We start from the raw sequence: 16,865 nt of genomic DNA, 5'->3' as shown, positions 1-16,865 counted from the left end.
CCCCGCTTGACGGTCGTCAGACGTGCTGCCCTCCGTTGATGTGGATTTCCGCACCGTTGATGTAGGACGATTGCTCGGTACACAGGAAATGAATGGTCTCCGCGACTTCGCGCGGCTCACCCAGCCGCCCCATCGGCACCTCCGCCGCAACCAGTGCATCGGTGCCCGGCGAAAGGATCGAGGTCTCGATCTCGCCCGGCGCGATCGCATTGGCCCTTACGCCGCGGCGGCCGAACTCATGCGCCATCTCGCGCGTCAGCGCCGCAAGCGCCGCCTTTGAGGCCGCATAGGCAACGCCTGCGAAGGGATGTACGCGCGAACCCGCGATCGAGGTGACGTTGACGATCGAGCCCTTCGCCGCTTCGAGCTCGGGCATCAGTGCGCGGGCGATCAGCGCCGTCGAAACGATATTGACGTTGAGCACCTGCGTCCAGACGTCGGCATCGGTATCGAGCACACCGAGACGGCTGCGACCCGGCCCCTTCGGCGATATGCCGGCATTGTTGACGAGCGCATGCAGCCGGCCGTTCGGCAGCCGCTCGCGCACCGTCGCGGCCAGCCGGTCGATCTGCGTCAGGTCGGCAAGGTCCGCCTGGATATGGCTTTCACGCGCGGACGGCCAGGCGCACTCCTCGGAAAAGGGCTGACGGGAGACAGTCAGGATACGCCAGCCCTTCGCCTGGAAGAGCTTGACCGTCGCATGGCCGATGCCGCGGCTCGCCCCCGTCAGCAACATGTAGCGGCGTTCTTCGGTCATGCGCACTCTCCTTTGATGCTTGATACATCGTAATCGGCCATTTCCGAATTGCAAGCCCCTCCGCGTGAAAGGCTACGCCCGGCGCACTTCCCTCTCTCCGCTCCCCTCGATGCGCTCCAGGATCGGCTTGCCGCCGAGCAGGATATCGTCGACGATCGCCATCGAGGCGGATGCCGGATCGTGGCGTTTCAGCGCCTCCACGACCGGATAGTGATGATCGATCATCGCCCGGCCACCGGCGATATAGGCATCGGAAATATGCGGGCCCATCTGCAGCCAAAGTCGCCTGAGGATGGTTGTCAGCACCGGAAGCCCGGCAATCTGCGGCAGCAGGAAGTGAAAGGCCTGGTTGAGCTGTGTGCCCTTGAGCCGGTCCCCGGCCGCGATTGCCTGCTCGTTTTCCCGCAAAATCTGCTCCAGCGCCTGGATATCCGCGCTCGTCGCCACCTGCGCGGCGGTTTCCGCCGCCAGCCCTTCCAGCCGGACGCGGATCGCCCGGATCTCCCGGTAGCGACTCTCGCTGAGGCCGGCGATGCGGATGTCGCGCGGCGAGCGGAAGGTGATCGCCTCGTCATTGGCCAGGCGCAGGATGGCGTCGCGGATCGGCGTGACGCTGGTGCCGAACTGCTCGGCAAGGTCACGGATCTTCAGCCGGTCGCCCGGTTGAAACCGCCCCTGCATCAGCGCGTCGCACAGCGCACCATAAACGACGCTGTTGAGGTTCTCATGTTCCAGCGTCGTGAATTCGGCCATGGCACTGATCCGCAAAATCGAGTAATAAGATACTTGATGCATCTTTTTTGATATGTTTCAAGTAGAACCCGTCACGGAGCATCCTCTGCCAAATGCCGGGCGACGGCAATCGCACCGGCACCGTCGTTGGCAGACGGCGCGCAAGGATCGAAAAAACCCGCGGGAAACCGCTACGGAGCAAGCATGACGCAGCCAGCGCCGGCAAACAAGAAGACGGATTCGATGTCGGCAACCTGGAGCGCGACCGCGCTTCCCGACGCCGAGGCCGCCGTTGCGGCGATCTATGGCCTTGCTGGAACCGTGAAGCGGCTTTCCAGCGAGCGGGACGAGACTTTCCTCTTCACGCGAAACGACGGCACGAACTTCGTCCTGAAGATCGCCAACCCCGCCGAAGACCCTGCAGCTCTGGAATTCCAGGACGGCGCCCTGCTGCACCTTGCCGCCGCCGCCCCCGCCGTGCCGGTGCCGCGCCTCGTCCTGACGACGGAGGGTGGGCCGAGCCACACGCTTTCCACCGGCGACGGCCCGCGCATCGTGCGCCTCCTCACCTTCCTTGACGGTGAGCTGCAATATCGCACGCCGGCATCGGAAGCACAGAGCCGCAATGTCGGCCGCGCACTCGCGGAACTCGGCCTTGGCCTCGAAAACTACGATGGCCGCCCGCCGGCCGGAAAATTGATGTGGGACATTTCCCACACGCTGGACCTTTGCGCGGTCGTCGACAATGTCGCGCCCGAGCGCCGGGCGCGGGTGGAAACCATTCTCGCCGAATTCGAGCGTGCACTGCCCGCCATGAGCAGCCTCGCGCGGCGGCAGATCATCCACAACGACTTCAATCCGCACAATATCCTGCTCGATCCGGCGGAACCGACACGGGTGGTCGGCATCATCGATTTCGGCGACATGGTGCATGCGCCGCTGGTCAACGACCTCGCCGTCGCCCTCTCCTATCATCTGGCGACGGACAATTGGGCGGCGCGCACCGGCGCCTTCCTTGCCGGCTTCCTGTCAGCGCGCGCGCTGGAACCCGGCGAGGTCGAGCTGTTGCCACTCCTGACGCGCTGCCGCCTCGCCATGTCGATCATCATCGCCGAATGGCGTTCCGCCCGCTTTCCGGAAAACCGGGACTATATCATGCGCAACCACGCCACCGCCTGGCGCGGCCTGCAGAACGTAGGCGACCTTACCCCGGCCGGGCTGAAGAGGCTCGTGCCCAACCTTTCCGAGGCCTGACCATGTCGATGGTGAATGCATTTTCGCGCGAGGATTTCGAGCGGCTCGACGAGAGCGAACGGGCGCTGGTCGCCCGCCGGGAGAAGGTGCTCGGCCCCGCCTACCGCCTGTTCTACGAAAAGCCGCTGCATCTCGTGCGCGGCGAAGGCGTCTTCCTCTATGACGCGGCCGGCGAAAGATATCTCGACGCCTACAACAACGTCGCCTCGGTCGGCCATTGCCACCCGCGCGTCGTCGAGGCGATCACCCGCCAGACCGCCGTGCTCAACACCCATACGCGCTATCTGCACGAAGGCATCATCGACTATGCCGAAGCGCTGACCGCCACCTTCCCGGACGATCTCAGCCAGGTGATGTTCACCTGTACCGGCAGCGAGGCGAACGACCTTGCCGTGCGCATCGCCCGTTTCGTCACAGGCGGGACCGGCATCATCGCGACGGAACTCGCCTATCACGGCCTGACGAGCGCGGTCGCCGAATTCTCGCCCTCGCTTGGAGAATCCGTGACGCTCGGCCCGCATGTGCGCACCGTACCGGCGCCGGACAGCTACCGCCACACGCCGGAAGAAATGATGGAAAAGTTCGGCCGCGACGTCAAAACCGCCATCGCCGACCTGCAGCGTCACGGCATCAAGCCGGCCATGCTGATCACCGACACGATCTTTTCCAGCGACGGCATCTTCCCCGGCCCAAAAGGGTTTCTGCGACCGGCCGTGGACGCGATCCACGCAGCCGGCGGCCTCTTCGTCGCCGACGAGGTGCAACCCGGCTTCGGCCGCACCGGCGAAACCATGTGGGGCTTCGAGCGCCACGGCGTATCCCCCGACATGGTGACGATCGGCAAGCCGATGGGCAACGGCTACCCGATGGCCGGCATCGTGCTGCGCCCCGAAGTCGTCGCCGACTTCGGCCCCCGTGCCCGCTACTTCAACACCTTCGGCGGCAACCCCATTGCCGCCGCCGCCGGCAAGGCCGTGCTGGAAACCATCCGGACGGAGGGCCTGCAGCAGAATGCCCTCGATGTCGGCCAATACCTGATGGACGGCCTCAAGGCGCTCTCCCGCCTCCACCCGGCCCTCGGCGACGTCCGCGGCTCGGGCCTCTTTATCGGCGTCGAGATCGTCGCCGATCCCACGACGAAACAGCCCGACGCCACCCTGACGGCGCGCATCGTCAACGGCCTGCGCGCCCGCCGCATCCTGATCAGCGCCTCCGGCCCCAACGCCAACATCCTGAAAATCCGCCCCCCTCTCGTCTTCTCCCGCAAAAACGCCGACATGCTGGTGGACGCCCTTGCCGACGTACTGAAGGCCGGCTGACGGAAGGCACGCCGGAGCGGACATTCCCCGCTCCGGCGCTGGGGCGCCCCCCAGACGGCGACCATCCAGCCCATGCCGGTGGCACCGTTTCAATCCACGCCTCCGCAAGGAGGCGACCCCTGGTCATGCTGCCAGCCCTTGCTTATACGGTTGTTTCAATCCACGCCTCCGCGAGGAGGCGACCCAGGCGCTCATACTCTCGGCGGCTCGTGATCTGGTTTCAATCCACGCCTCCGCAAGGAGGCGGCCCGACCCTTTCGGCATCGTCAAGTTTTCGCATGCGTTTCAATCCACGCCTCCACAAGGAGGCGACGCGGGCAGCAGCGGCGAGGCGGCGACCTATATGGCGTTTCAATCCACGCCTCCGCAAGGAGGCGACATCTTCGGCGGGCGCGCCTATTGGGAGCGCGACATGTTTCAATCCACGCCTCCGCAAGGAGGCGACCCAGTGCCTCTGACATATCTCCGAAACCCTTGCCGTTTCAATCCACGCCTCCGCAAGGAGGCGACACACCAGCCTGCAAAATCAGCTTGACCATGCCGAGTTTCAATCCACGCCTCCGCAAGGAGGCGACCGCTGGGCGGCAATCGACAGGCTATATGGGCCCTGTTTCAATCCACGCCTCCGCAAGGAGGCGACGTGGACCCGGAGCCGATCTTCGACCGCGTCGTGATGTTTCAATCCACGCCTCCGCAAGGAGGCGACCTGGCGCAGAGCAAGAATCTGCAGCGGGCCTATATAGTTTCAATCCACGCCTCCGCAAGGAGGCGACCGGCCGTTTTGGAAACCAGCTCCTGGCCGGAGGTTTCAATCCACGCCTCCGCAAGGAGGCGACGGTGGCGGATGTAATGCAGGATGCCATTACTTGGAGTTTCAATCCACGCCTCCGCAAGGAGGCGACTCGGCCTGCCGGTCAACATTCAGGTCATCGGTGACGTTTCAATCCACGCCTCCGCAAGGAGGCGACCCGCTCCTTGCCCGGTCTGGCCCATTCCCGCACCGTGGTTTCAATCCACGCCTCCGCAAGGAGGCGACTTCCAGCGGCTTTCGAGCGTCTTGGCGCAAGGAGATGTTTCAATCCACGCCTCCGCAAAGAGGCGACAAATGCGGCGCGGGTATGAGGCCCAGAACGTGTTGTTTCAATCCACGCCTCCGCAAAGAGGCGACAGGCCATCGTCATGCATCACCTGCTGGTTTCGGGTGTTTCAATCCACGCCTCCGCAAAGAGGCGACTCGCGCGGCGTCGTGATGCAATCTCGATAGACCTTGTTTCAATCCACGCCTCCGCAAAGAGGCGACGGCATCTCCTTGCCGGATCCACGCATGAAGTAGACGTTTCAATCCACGCCTCCGCAAAGAGGCGACACGTTCATCGGCGCGGCCTCGACGGGCTACCGCCAGTTTCAATCCACGCCTCCGCAAAGAGGCGACTACTCCGGCATGACACCCTTTCGTTTCGGCATCGAGTTTCAATCCACGCCTCCGCAAAGAGGCGACGAGCCGCTGAACTTCCTTGACGCGTTCAGAGCGGAGGTTTCAATCCACGCCTCCGCAAAGAGGCGACGGCAACACGGGCGCGAGCATGAAGGGCTGGAGAAGTTTCAATCCACGCCTCCGCAAAGAGGCGACGCCTGATCTACCTCGACGCCTGTCTGTTTCACCCGTTTCAATCCACGCCTCCGCAAAGAGGCGACCTCCGTTCAGATCTCGATCCAGGCTATCGACGAGGTTTCAATCCACGCCTCCGCAAAGAGGCGACGGGACGAGGATGGTAACTCGCCATCCGCCAGATGGTTTCAATCCACGCCTCCGCAAAGAGGCGACATTGGCTTCCGGTTCCCGCCATACATCGTCCATGTTTCAATCCACGCCTCCGCAAAGAGGCGACAAGGCCTCGTGATCGTTGCCGTGTTCGTTTTCTATGTTTCAATCCACGCCTCCGCAAAGAGGCGACTCGCTTTGTTTCGCGGTGCTCCAGGCGGCTTTTTGCGTTTCAATCCACGCCTCCGCAAAGAGGCGACTGGCTGGTTGTAGACCATGGATTTTGCTCGGCGGGAAGGGCTGGATGTGCGGAACGAGGGGAACCGGGACGGGTTCCTCCGGGTCTCCCCAAGGGCTGGAGAGGAAGAGCGTGGAATTTCAACGTCTGGGAGGCGGTGCGAACGTCGCGGGATTTCGCGGCACGCTTGGGGTTCGCACGGGCAGGCCGGGTGAGATCGCCAGGGCCGTCAGATGATCAGCGGGCCGTTGAGATCCGTGGCGGGCTTGGCGCCAACATGCTCGACCCGGCGCTGCCAGTTCGCGCCGAGATGATAGTAGCGCAGGCTGTCCACCGCCGGATCGATGATACCCTCCAGCCGCGCCTTCAGGCGGACCCATTGGGCGGGGTCGACCTCGATCTCGAAGACGGAATACTGCACGCGCTGGCCGAAATCCCGGCAGGCTTTTGCCACAGCCCGCAGCCGGGCTGCGCCCTTTCCTTCGCTCACACGCACATCATAGGTCACCAGAACCAACATAGGACACCTACTTCCAGAACCACGGAGGATAGGCATCGAGATCGCCCCGCAAATGACGGGCGAGCATCTGGGCCTGCACGTGAGGGACGAGGCCGAATGGCACTTTTTCCTCCAGGAACGGGTGCAGGCGCTCCTCCCGCTTGCGCTCCTGCCAGGCGGTCAGCACGGTCCTGCGCGCCTCCTCGCCCATCATCACCGCCCCGCCATCGCGGGTTTCGAAATCACGGGCCCGCAGCTGACGGCGATTGATCAGCGACAGCGCCAGCCGGTCGGCCAGCACCGGCCGCAGCTCCTCCATCAGATCCAGGGCAAGGCTCGGGCGACCGGGCCGGTCGCGATGCAGGAAACCGGCGGCGGGATCAAGCCCGACACCCTCCAGCGACGACCGGCAATCGTGGGCAAGCAGCGTGTAGAGAAAAGACAGGAGCGCATTGACCGGATCGAGCGGCGGCCGGCGGGATCGGCCGGTCCAGCGCATCGCCTCGTCCGGCGCGCGGATCAGCTGGCCGAAGACGGAGAAATAGAGCTGCGCCGCCTCCCCTTCCGAACCGCGCAGCTGGTCCAGCGTCTCGTCCGCCCGCTCCACCCGGCGCAGGATATGGGCGAGGCGGTCCGTAACCCTGTCAAGAGCGCCCCGGTCCTCCGGCGCCTGCTCCGCGCCATAGTCGCGCAGCGAACGCATCAGCACCGCGCGCTGGTTGGCGACCTTGCCGATGACGATCGAGCGCACGATCTCCTCAGGCCGGTCGCAGGCACGGTACTGCGCGCGCCGCAGCAGGATGTTCCCGGCCACCGGCCCCTCCAGCCGGGCCTGGAAGCGGCCGTTGCGGTCGAGGAAGGTCAGCATGATGCCCGCCCCGGCCAACGCTGCCATCAGCGGCGGCGAAACATGGATCGCGCCGAAGACGACGACCGCCGACAGCATGTGCAGCGGCACGCGGCTGCGTTCCGCACCCTCCACCTCCGCAACGAGGTTTTCGCCATCCTTGCGCAGCGCTGCCCCTTCGCTCGTCACATAGACCGTGTTGAGCAGCTTCTTCACGGTGTCTCTCCGAGACAGCGCTCCACCATGCGGCTGCGCCACGCCTTGACGGGGCGGGCGACCGTATCAGGGCGACAGAGGTCGAGCAGCGAACAGGCGCGGCAGCGCTCGCGCCGTGGCGTGGGCGGCGGCGTCCTGCCGGACGCCAGCACCGCGGCAAGCGCCGCCAGCGTCTCCTCGGCAAGGTTCCGAAGCTCCACATCGAAGGGTACGATCACGCGCCGCTTCGTCTCGGCATAGAACAGCGCGCCTTCGGGCACGGGCCGGCCGGTCATCTCCTCCAGGCACAGCGCCTGAGCGCAGAGCTGCACCTCGTCCGCCCGATGCAGCTTCGGTTTTCCGCGCTTGTATTCGATCGGAAAGGCCGTCTCGCCATCCGCTCCGGGAAGAAACTCCACGACGTCGGCAACCCCCGTCACGTTCAGGCGGCGCGAGGCGAGCGGAAGCGCCATGACGCGCCGCAGCCCCCGCGCCTTCCGGCTGCCGGCCTTGTCCGCCACGGCATGCAGCACATGCCCCTCCGCCGTGAAACGGTTGTCAGCCCAGACCCGCTCGACATGGATCAAGGCCGCCTGCCGCAGGCAGTAGACGGCGTGTTGCAGGGCCGAAAGGGGAATGGGGTCGTCCGCTTCAACCATGATGCTTTCCTTGAGGCCGGCCCAATGGGCCGGCCTCGTTGGCAAAAGCCGTTAAACACCAATAAGAGAGTTTCAATCCACGCCTCCGCGGAGGGTAGGCGACAACGCCGAGTCATACTCGGCGTTGTCAATGTCCAGATTTGCCGTCAAAACTCAAGCGCTCTGACTACCTCTGAACTACCGAGTCACGTGCGGTCAAAAACCGGAGATGTTGGTGCCAGGCGCTTCACGGCATCAATACCCACCTGGGCCGACTGCTTGGCGGTGTACATCTCGGAATGGCAGAGGATTTCCCCGTTTGCGGCTTTCAAATGCCACCAATATCCCCGATTTTGGCTACTGTAGAAAATTTCAAACATCTTGATCCTTTCGGCTGCAACAAAGCACTGAGTTGATATTGCCGACAGGAGCCGCTAACTTAATTTCGCTGAAAAGCTGAACGGAGCCTGCCTCTGTTTTTGAAGCCGAGCACATTCCCGTGTGCTCGGCTTCTTTGCGTTTTACCGCAAGCAGAGATTGCACAGACTTCCCGCAACATGTCAACGAAAAAACTTGGCTTTAATCGGCAAAGCCGTTTAAAGCCAATCAGAGAGAAGTCTTCTATAGCAACTCCATCACCTCCACTCCCGCCGGCAGACCATCGCGATCGATCGTGACGACGTAGTCGGAAAAGGCACGGGCGGGGGGCAGATTGTCGAGCCGGCTGTCGATCACGCGGAATTCACCGTCGACATTGCGGCCGATGCGCACACGGTCGAACAGGGTGTGGGCGGGGGCGTTGCCAAGCGCATTCTCGTGTTTGAAGACGATCAGCTTGCGGGTTGCCATTTCACCGCGGGCAGCCGACCGGTCATGCTCGAACATGGTCGTAAGCGCCTGAAAGAGAAGAGTCAGGTCTTCTTCGGAAAAGCCGGTGCGCTCGGCGAACTTCGCCGAGATGAAGCCGTGCGCGACATAAAGGCCGTAGGGCACGATGTGCTTGCGGCCCATGGTGCGGTTGTCGGTGCGCTCGTTCGTATCGTCGCCTTCGGCCTTCTGCTTCTTTTCCGCCTCGTTGGTGGCGGCCATGCGGGTGATGGAGATCTCGAGCGGCAGGATGGGCTCCACCGAGTGGGCGAAGCTCATCTGCACCGGTCCCTTCACCTGGCCGCAATTGACCCCCGTGGACATGACCGCGCCGAAGGTGCGCACATCGAAGAAGTTGCGGCACATGAAGGCAGTGAGCGCCTTTGCCTCCGCATCGTCCTTCGGATTCAGCTTGGCGTCCTTGGCGGCCTTGGCGTCATCCGGCCGCAGGGCCTTGTAGGCCTGGCGGTGCTTGTCGTTGAGGATCGCGCCCTCCTCCACATAGATGTGGAACCCGTCCTCGCCATGGCGGGCGAGATCGACATAGTTGCGGATCTTGCGCTTGAGGCTGACATCCGTCACCAGGCCGCGATTGGTTTCCGGATCCAGCCGCGGCATGTTGCCGGCATCGGGATCGCCGTTCGGATTGCCGTTGACGACCTCGAAGATCAGGGCGAAATCATAGCGGTTGGCAAGAATGGTCATGCTTCGGTCTCCCCGGCGGATGCGGTTTCAGATGCTTTCTTGAAGAAATCGCTGCGTTGATGGTGGTAGCCGAGGCCGAAATAGGCCTGCTCCTGCGCCGTCAGCGAGACAGGAAAGGGGTCGAGCGCCGGATCGTCGGACGGCGACATGAGGTCCATCAGCGCCTGCAACTGCCTTTGCAGGTTCACCTCGCGCCCGATGTTCAGCTTGCGGATTTTTGCCAGGTGATTGGCCGAGCCACCATCCAGCACGGCAAAAACCTTGCGCGGCGTGGCCGAGGCGGAACCGTAGAACTTGTCCTTGATCGTCGCATTCACCCGCCCGCCCAAAGCCGCGCGCTGAATTTCCTCATAGAGCGCAAACAGTCTCCCTAGCACATAGCCCCTGTTCGTGTTTGCCGGATCGAGTGCCACGGGTGTTGCCTCCTTCTTGAAATTGCGAATGAGCAGGGCCTTGAGAATGCCGACGCGCAAGGCGTTGACCTCACCGTCCGCGCGGATGCGCGTCAGCACGGAAGCCATCAGCGACAGGGGATACGGGGTTCCGGAGAGAATGGCACGCATCCAGTCGCCGGCAAGATTGGGGGAGACGTTCTCGCGCTTGCCGAGCACCGCCGTTTCGAGCAGGTAGCGCCAGAGCGGCGGATATCCGTCGCGCGGGGGCGGCTCGATCCGCATGTCCGACACGAATTTCTGGTAGTTGCGGGTGATATCGCCGAAGCTGCCGGCATAGGAGAAACGAACGGACAACCGGGCGGCATTCGGCGCAAGGCCGAGCACGTAGAAATCGACGCCGTCCGCGAGATCCGGCTCGATGTCTTCAAGATGGTCCCCAGCACGGATGCGGGCCAATTGCCCTCGAATGTGCTCGGCGGAGATCTTCTCCTCGGCCCGCGCGTCGCCCACGTCGTCGAGATAGGCGGCAAAGAGCGCTTCCGCCTCCTCTGCCCCCCTGCCCGAGGCATCCGCCCAGAATACCGTGGAGGCGTCGCCGATCTGGAGGCGATGGCCGCTGTCGCGCTCCAGGAAACGATTGAGCATGGTGGTATAGGCGAAAGCGGCGGCCTCGGAGACGGGGGCATTGGCGCCCTGCTCGCGGCCATAGGAGGTGAAGGCGTCGAGATTGAAGGAGACGAGCGCGGCACCAGAGGACTGCGCGCCCCAGACGCCCTTGATCGAGGGATGCAGGCGCGCAACGGGGCCAGGCTCACCGGTCACCAGGCAGATTTCGGCCGCATCGCCTGCCGCGCCGGCAGCGCGGTTCCATAGGGCTTTCGCGGCCGGCCGATCGTGCAGGTTCGTGCCGCTCCGCCGCTCGCTTTCAAGGGCGAAGACAACGTTCTGGTCCTTCAGTTCGTCCGTCCAGAGTGGCTCGGCGAACTGGTCCGGCGTCCACGCCTCCAGGAAGCGTTTCAGGGCGCGAAGGCCAACATCTTCGCTGTCGCCGATGTCGGCAAGATGGCGTTCCACGAAGGCGCGATGCTCCTCCGCCGTGCGCTTGCCCTCGCCCGCCGTCACGCCGAGCACATAGGCCGTCTTGTCCCACAGAAAATTCGGCGCGATGCCCGCCGTACGCTTCACCGCCTGCGGCACCAGCATGGGACGTGGCTTGCGCTTGCGGCCCTCGCCCTCCAGCCAGGGCGTCACGGTGGCAACGGTGCCGTCCTCGTTCAGCCCGACCACGACGCCGACCTTTTCCGTCGAGTAACCGAAAGGCGGAGCATCCGGCAGGCGTTCGTAGGCCGCCATCAGGGAGGACAGGATGTTCATCGCCGCACCTCCAGGGAGGCCGGGTGTGGCACCTTGATGACACCCTCCTGCATGACCGCGCGATAGAACATCGCCGGGCGGCCCGGCGCCTGGTGATCGATGTCGAACAGCATGAAACCGAGGTCGCGGCTTTCGGGAATGGCGGCCGGCGTCGGGGCAGCCGGATCGAGCAGCTCGAAACGCGCGGAAAACTCACGCGTGCCGAGGCAGGGTTGGTGAAAACACTGTCCCCGCGCCGCACGGCGGTTGAACGTATCGAGATGCTTGCCCTCGTTGTCGTCGGGGCCGGCCTTCGCCGTCATTTCGAAATGCGCCTCGATGACATAGGCAGGCGCGACAAGCACGATCGAGGCGCGCTGCTGGCGATCCTCGTCGACGAGCAGGTTCAGGCCTTCCAGGTCGCCGCGCTTCATGGCAGACTTGATCTTGCCGGCCGGCGCCTTGTGCCCCACCTCGTTGCGCCGGATGGTCTGGAAGCGGATGGGAGAAAGCACATGGATCGCATCGACCACCCAGCGGATCGCCGGCTTCCAGTGGATCGCTTCGAGAATACCCCGCGCTGCCGACGGCGTCAGCACGTCATAGGAGACGCGCTCGACCTTCATTTCCGGGCGCGTGAAACAGCCATAGTCACCCGAGACCTTGAGACGAATTCCGTACCCCACAACTCCCCCTTGCCGCCCTTCATTTTCCTTAGATCAGCATGTCTTCCGCCGCCAGATAGTCGGCATTCTCCCAGATCAAACCGACATCGGGCCGATAAAACTCCATCTTGTGGAGAACCACGAACTGATCGCCGCGCAAAGCCGGCGCAGCAAACGCCGCATGCCCGTTTCGAATGAGCACATCGCGTGCTTTCGGCGGCACCTGCACCACGAAGGGTTGCAGGTTCCGGGCAAGCTTTCCAGAGGGGATCCCCTCAATCGAAAGTTGATCCACCGCTTTCTGCGCCTCCGCTTCGCTGGCTATGATCACCGGAGCCATGCCGCTTTCGATCATGCGAAACGTATCGCCCACCGTGCGGAAGGCAAAATTGCTGCCCTGTCGGCTGAGGGTGAAGCGGTCAAGGATGCCTTTGGCATCGAGCCCCTTCGCCCCGAAACGCCAATAGACCTCGCCAAAATAATCCTCGATCGCGGCGGTCGAGGTGAGGTCGTCATGCCTGTCGATGATCCGCTTCATATCGCCGACGAGCCCGCGGATTTCGGCCGGCGGTGGATAGTCGGGCGCCTTGAAGACGGTCACGATGCTCTCGTCCCGGCGGCGGCGCCCCTCGCGGTTCACGCGGCCGGCCGCCTGGATGATCTGGTCCAGTCCTGCCTCCGCGCGAAGGGCGACGGGGAAATCCACATCCACCCCCGCCTCGATCAGGCTGGTGGCAATCAGCCGGCAGGGCGCATGTGCCTTCAACCGGGCGCGGATATCCTCCAGGATACGGCGGCGATCAGCCGCATGATGCCGCGTGGTGAGGTGAACGAGACCGCCAAGCCCCTCCCTCTGCGCCTGCTGGAAAAGCTCCAGCGCATGGCGCCTGCTGTTGACGATGACGAGCACTTGCTCGCGGTCCCGCAGGGCAGCGATCAACGCATCATTGTCCATGTCCCCGCCATGCCGGATGCGCACGCGGGCGAATTTTTGCGCAAGCCCCGGTGGATCGGGCGCCAGCTCCCGACCGGCTAGTGGAAGGCCTTTTGGAAAAGCCTCGCGCCGCTCCAGGGCAGGCTGGGTCGCCGTGCAGAGAACCACGGTGCAGCCGTAGTGCGTGGCCAACTCCTCCAGGGCGCGCAGGATCGGCAGGAGCAGCCCGCGCGGCAGGGTCTGCGCCTCATCGAGGATGATGACGGCGTTGGCAATGTTGTGCAGTTTGCGCGCCTTGGAAGGGCGGGCGGAAAACAGGCTTTCGAACAGTTGCACCGTGGTGGTCACCACCACCGGCGCCGCCCAGTCTTCCATGGCAAGGCGCAACTTTTCCTTAGCCTCCTTTTCTTTGCGCTCCTTCGAGTCAAGGCGTTCCTCGTCGATGGCGGCGTGGTGCTCGAGAATGTTCTCCTCGCCCAGGACATCGCGAAAGATCGCCGCCGTCTGGTCGATGATGGATGTGAAAGGGATCGCGTAGATGATGCGGGTATGTCCATGCCGCCGCGCGTGGTCCAGCGCGAAGGCAAGTGAGGCCAGGGTCTTGCCACCACCGGTCGGCACGGTCAGCGTGAACAGCCCCGGCTGCCGTTCCGCTCCCGCGCGAACATGGGCGAGGATTGCAGCACGCAGATCGTTGAGTTCACTGCCGCCAGCATTCAACTTCGCCATATGCACCTCGAAACGCGAGAGGAAATCGTCGAGACGATCCTGTAAGGCGGGCCAATCGCGGTCCGGGACGACATCACCGCGTGCGCTGTAATACCTTTCCGTATCCTTGAAATCCGCGTCCACCAGACACGAGAAAATCATCCGCGTCATGAAGGCGAAGGCGAAAGCCTGCTCCGGCGGGGTTTTCGCGAGCTGCGCCACCATGTCCGGCAACAGGTCGGAGACTTCCGGCCTCAACTCATCCTGCCACGCGGGATCAAGCGCAAGCGGCCGCTTCAGGCGCATGTTGCAGCAGGCATCCGTCTCGTTCAGCCAGTCCGGCAGGCCGGCATGGTGGCCGAGAATGGCATAGGCAAGGAGATGCGCCACCAGCTTGTCCGAACCCTGCGCAAGGCCGGACAGCACCTGGGCGCCTGCGGTCGAGTGATCGACCGGCACATCCCTGCCTTCGAGGCGCAGCTGGAAATCGATGCAGTATTTGCCGAGGTCGTGGAACAGACCGGCGAAGAAGGCCGCGCGTTCGAGGCACAGCGGTTTGGCCATTTCGGCGGCAAGGACGGCGACGCCGAAGCAATGCTCCGAGAGCAACTGCCAGTCCACCTTGCTCTGGTCTGCCGTGCTATGCGCGTACCAGGACACGATCACCCCCACAACCAGTGAGAGAATACCGCTTCAAGAAAATGGGGAAAGTGCCGTGCGGGCCGATCCGGATGTTTTCCACAGGGCCAAACCGGGGCCGACCTGATAGATATCAAGGGTTGCAAGGGCCGCATGCACGCGGCCCCGCTTCGTCACCCGGCAAGCGGGTCGTCAAAGGGCTCAGACGAGCGCGGTGACCTGGATTTCGACCAGCAGTTCCGGTGCGGCAAGGCGCGCCTCGACCGTGGCACGGACCGGCAGGTTGTTCGGGTCGACCCACTGGTCCCAGACTTCGTTCATCTGGGCGAAATGGGCAATGTCGCGCAGCCAGATGTTGGCGCTGATCAGCTTGGCCTTGGAGGTGCCGGCTTCGGCCAGCAGGCCGTCGATGGTCGCGAGGATGTCGCGGGTCTGGGCGACGGCGTCGTCACCATCGCCGGTGACGCCGGCCGTGGTGACGACGCCGTTGACGACGACGGCTTCGCAGAACCGCTTGCCGGGCTTGATACGCTTGATCATCGGAAATCTCCCATGTTGTTGATCAAAGAATGGTTTTGCCGAAAGCCGACAGGATGAAATTGGCGCATTCCGCGCCGATCGGCGATGGCAGCGCGGCATCAATGCCGGAAATGCTGAGCGAGCGCAACTTGCCGCTGAGCGCCGCCATTTCCATTGCCGAATGGGTCTCGCGCACCGTGATGCCGCCGATGCCGCCGCTCCAGCCGGACATGTCGGTGGCGGTCGGCGCATAACACAGGTGAAAGCCGCGCGTGCCGGCCGAGGCGAGCGTGATCGCGTCGCGCATCGCCTGGCGCAGGCCTACCGCATCGATTTCTGCCATGGTGAAGACACGCAGGCGCGAGGCCTTCAGAACGGCCGCCTCCTCCGGCGCCGCATTGCGCAAGCCGATCAGGACGATGTTTTCCGGCGCGATATGAGGCGGCAGGCGGGTGAGCATACGGCTGAGCACGGCGTTTTCCGGTGGCGGCAGACCGGCCTCGCCATCCGGCATCATCGCTGCATCGGAATCGATCCAGATGAGGCCGAGTGCATCATGCCGACGGCCAGCCTCCTCCACGAACGGCAGCACATCCCGCTTGCGTGCGCGGATGGAGAGCGTGAGCGTCTTGTCCGCATCCTCCGCCCCCCGCTCGAAGCCGAGATGCTCGATACGCTGGGCAACATCCTGCACCACCACGAGCGCACCGCCGATCGCGTCCGTCTCGATCGCATAGGTCTTCGCCTCGCCCGTCTCGCGCACATCCCGCATCGGCACCTTCTCCACATATTCTGATGTCATGACCGTGAGCAGCGCACCGTAGTTCATGCGGAAGCTGACATTTTCGCCGACGGCAAGGGGTGGGTCGGCCTCGGTGAGATCGAGCACCAGATGGTCACTGGAAGCACCGAGCACCCGCACGCCCTGCCGCGTCGGGATCAGCCCCTCGGCGATGACGTCCTCACGGCCGATATTGGCGATGCCGCGCAGCCGGTCTCCCTCGTCGACAAAGACGGGAACGTTGCCGAAGGCGTCGATGCCGGACTGGCCGATCGGCAGGGAGGGCTTCGTCTTCACCTCCAGAAGCTCGCCGGTGAGTTCGAAGGCGTCGCGGTCGAGCGCCTGCCACGGTTCGGTGAGGAACGTGTCGCGGCCGCCCTGGAGGATCGCCTCGCCGACACGCAGGTTGTTGATGCCGGACGGCATGCCGCCGGCCAGCAGCAGCGGCAGCGAGGAAGAGTTGCCGCCGGAAACCCAATCGAGCGGCCGGCCGGTCATGATCTCCACCGTCTGCGCATGGGCGACGAGCTGGGTCAGGTTCTCCCGGGTCGGAATGATGGCGCCGAAGCAGGTGAGGTTCGTGCCGACGCCGGCAATGCGCACGCCCGGCAGCTCCAGTATGGCCTCCACGGTGGGCACCAGATCGTTCGGCCAGATGCCCTCACGAAGATCCCCGAGGTCGATCATCAGGATTATGTCGTGCACCCGGCCCAGCCGCTCGGCGACACGCGAAATCTCGCGCATCAATTGAAGCTCCGACTGCAGACTGATGTCGACGGTGCGCACCAGCTCTTCCACACGCGTCAGCGGAGGGCTGCGCAACAGCATGATCGGGCAGTCGATGCCCGCATCGCGCAGACGGCGGATGTTCTCGAAGCGGGATTCGGCAATGCCCCTGACGCCGCCGCGCAGCATGGCACGCGCCACCTGCGGCATGCCGCAGGTGCCCTTGGTGACGCCGAAGGGCGTGATGCCGGAGGCGCGGCAGAGGTCAACGACGGTGCGGGCATTGTGTTCGATGCGGGCGAGGTCGATGGAGATTTGCGGATCGGACATGG

14 protein-coding genes and 1 CRISPR repeat array are annotated in these 16,865 nt (G+C 64.0%); of the genes, 2 read left to right on the top strand and 12 right to left on the bottom strand.

The genetic code is table 11. The annotated features are described in order from the left end of the window. Window positions 1-16: 16 nt before the first annotated feature. Both P9A16_RS16530 and P9A16_RS16525 read right to left on the bottom strand, forming a co-directional pair. Window positions 17-757, bottom strand: a complete 741-nt coding sequence (locus tag P9A16_RS16530) for an SDR family NAD(P)-dependent oxidoreductase (RefSeq protein ID WP_023514359.1) — start codon at window positions 755-757, stop codon at window positions 17-19. Window positions 758-829: 72 nt separating this feature from the next. After that, the gene (locus tag P9A16_RS16525; RefSeq protein ID WP_023514360.1) at window positions 830-1,510 is read right to left on the bottom strand and encodes a GntR family transcriptional regulator; all 681 of its coding nucleotides are present in this window, start codon (window positions 1,508-1,510) and stop codon (window positions 830-832) included. 183 nt (window positions 1,511-1,693) lie between these two features. Between P9A16_RS16525 and P9A16_RS16520 the strand changes: the two genes are divergently transcribed. Both P9A16_RS16520 and P9A16_RS16515 read left to right on the top strand, forming a co-directional pair. After that, window positions 1,694-2,743 carry a phosphotransferase gene (locus tag P9A16_RS16520; protein WP_023514361.1) on the top strand — a complete coding sequence of 350 codons (1,050 nt, stop codon included), beginning with the start codon at window positions 1,694-1,696 and terminating at the stop codon, window positions 2,741-2,743. A 2-nt stretch (window positions 2,744-2,745) separates the two neighbouring features. Continuing rightward, window positions 2,746-4,062: an aspartate aminotransferase family protein gene (locus P9A16_RS16515; RefSeq protein ID WP_024271424.1), complete on the top strand. Its 1,317-nt coding sequence runs from the start codon at window positions 2,746-2,748 to the stop codon at window positions 4,060-4,062. Between the two features lie 86 nt (window positions 4,063-4,148). Beyond that, a CRISPR array of direct repeats spans window positions 4,149-6,084; the repeat unit is 31 nt; unit sequence GTTTCAATCCACGCCTCCGCAAGGAGGCGAC. A gap of 207 nt (window positions 6,085-6,291) precedes the next feature. Here the strand turns inward: P9A16_RS16515 and cas2 are convergent. The 10 genes from cas2 to P9A16_RS16465 form a co-directional block, all read right to left on the bottom strand. Beyond that, complete coding sequence (gene cas2 / locus P9A16_RS16510) at window positions 6,292-6,582, bottom strand: CRISPR-associated endonuclease Cas2 (protein ID WP_023516714.1); 291 nt, start codon at window positions 6,580-6,582, stop codon at window positions 6,292-6,294. Window positions 6,583-6,589: 7 nt separating this feature from the next. Then, the gene (cas1c, locus tag P9A16_RS16505) at window positions 6,590-7,624 is read right to left on the bottom strand and encodes a type I-C CRISPR-associated endonuclease Cas1c (RefSeq protein WP_023516715.1); all 1,035 of its coding nucleotides are present in this window, start codon (window positions 7,622-7,624) and stop codon (window positions 6,590-6,592) included. Beyond that, window positions 7,621-8,262 carry a CRISPR-associated protein Cas4 gene (cas4, locus tag P9A16_RS16500; RefSeq protein WP_023516716.1) on the bottom strand — a complete coding sequence of 214 codons (642 nt, stop codon included), beginning with the start codon at window positions 8,260-8,262 and terminating at the stop codon, window positions 7,621-7,623. The genes cas1c and cas4 overlap by 4 nt, the downstream gene beginning before the upstream one ends. Window positions 8,263-8,447: 185 nt before the next feature. Further along, the gene (locus P9A16_RS16495) at window positions 8,448-8,621 is read right to left on the bottom strand and encodes a YegP family protein (protein ID WP_024271425.1); all 174 of its coding nucleotides are present in this window, start codon (window positions 8,619-8,621) and stop codon (window positions 8,448-8,450) included. Between the two features lie 241 nt (window positions 8,622-8,862). Beyond that, window positions 8,863-9,813: a type I-C CRISPR-associated protein Cas7/Csd2 gene (gene cas7c / locus P9A16_RS16490; RefSeq protein ID WP_023514068.1), complete on the bottom strand. Its 951-nt coding sequence runs from the start codon at window positions 9,811-9,813 to the stop codon at window positions 8,863-8,865. Beyond that, window positions 9,810-11,582, bottom strand: a complete 1,773-nt coding sequence (cas8c, locus tag P9A16_RS16485; RefSeq protein WP_023514069.1) for a type I-C CRISPR-associated protein Cas8c/Csd1 — start codon at window positions 11,580-11,582, stop codon at window positions 9,810-9,812. The genes cas7c and cas8c overlap by 4 nt, the downstream gene beginning before the upstream one ends. Then, window positions 11,579-12,247: a type I-C CRISPR-associated protein Cas5c gene (cas5c, locus tag P9A16_RS16480; RefSeq protein ID WP_023514070.1), complete on the bottom strand. Its 669-nt coding sequence runs from the start codon at window positions 12,245-12,247 to the stop codon at window positions 11,579-11,581. Before cas5c ends, cas8c begins: the two co-directional genes overlap by 4 nt. Before the next feature lie 28 nt (window positions 12,248-12,275). Then, window positions 12,276-14,528, bottom strand: coding sequence for a CRISPR-associated helicase/endonuclease Cas3 (locus P9A16_RS16475; protein ID WP_023514071.1), 2,253 nt, complete (start codon window positions 14,526-14,528; stop codon window positions 12,276-12,278). Window positions 14,529-14,708: 180 nt separating this feature from the next. Next, the gene (locus P9A16_RS16470; protein ID WP_023514072.1) at window positions 14,709-15,047 is read right to left on the bottom strand and encodes a RidA family protein; all 339 of its coding nucleotides are present in this window, start codon (window positions 15,045-15,047) and stop codon (window positions 14,709-14,711) included. A gap of 22 nt (window positions 15,048-15,069) precedes the next feature. After that, entirely contained in the window at window positions 15,070-16,863 is a 1,794-nt protein-coding gene (locus tag P9A16_RS16465; protein ID WP_023514073.1) for an alanine racemase, read from the bottom strand. Window positions 16,864-16,865 lie beyond the last annotated feature (2 nt).

It is taken from the genome of Shinella sp. 838, from assembly GCF_029623935.1.
Lineage (GTDB): Bacteria > Pseudomonadota > Alphaproteobacteria > Rhizobiales > Rhizobiaceae > Shinella.
The sequence above is the reverse complement of the archived record's forward strand: the minus strand, read 5'-3'. Positions and strand labels throughout refer to the sequence as shown.

Bases quoted from the DNA above. Each gene is read 5' to 3' on its own strand.
- P9A16_RS16530 (WP_023514359.1), bottom strand. From the start codon at position 757: ATGACCGAAGAACGCCGCTACATGTTGCTGACGGGGGCGAGCCGCGGC.
- P9A16_RS16525 (WP_023514360.1), bottom strand. From the start codon at position 1,510: ATGGCCGAATTCACGACGCTGGAACATGAGAACCTCAACAGCGTCGTT.
- P9A16_RS16520 (WP_023514361.1), top strand. From the start codon at position 1,694: ATGACGCAGCCAGCGCCGGCAAACAAGAAGACGGATTCGATGTCGGCA.
- P9A16_RS16515 (WP_024271424.1), top strand. From the start codon at position 2,746: ATGTCGATGGTGAATGCATTTTCGCGCGAGGATTTCGAGCGGCTCGAC.
- cas2 (WP_023516714.1), bottom strand. From the start codon at position 6,582: ATGTTGGTTCTGGTGACCTATGATGTGCGTGTGAGCGAAGGAAAGGGC.
- cas4 (WP_023516716.1), bottom strand. From the start codon at position 8,262: ATGGTTGAAGCGGACGACCCCATTCCCCTTTCGGCCCTGCAACACGCC.
- P9A16_RS16495 (WP_024271425.1), bottom strand. From the start codon at position 8,621: ATGTTTGAAATTTTCTACAGTAGCCAAAATCGGGGATATTGGTGGCAT.
- cas7c (WP_023514068.1), bottom strand. From the start codon at position 9,813: ATGACCATTCTTGCCAACCGCTATGATTTCGCCCTGATCTTCGAGGTC.
- cas8c (WP_023514069.1), bottom strand. From the start codon at position 11,582: ATGAACATCCTGTCCTCCCTGATGGCGGCCTACGAACGCCTGCCGGAT.
- P9A16_RS16470 (WP_023514072.1), bottom strand. From the start codon at position 15,047: ATGATCAAGCGTATCAAGCCCGGCAAGCGGTTCTGCGAAGCCGTCGTC.
- P9A16_RS16465 (WP_023514073.1), bottom strand. From the start codon at position 16,863: ATGTCCGATCCGCAAATCTCCATCGACCTCGCCCGCATCGAACACAAT.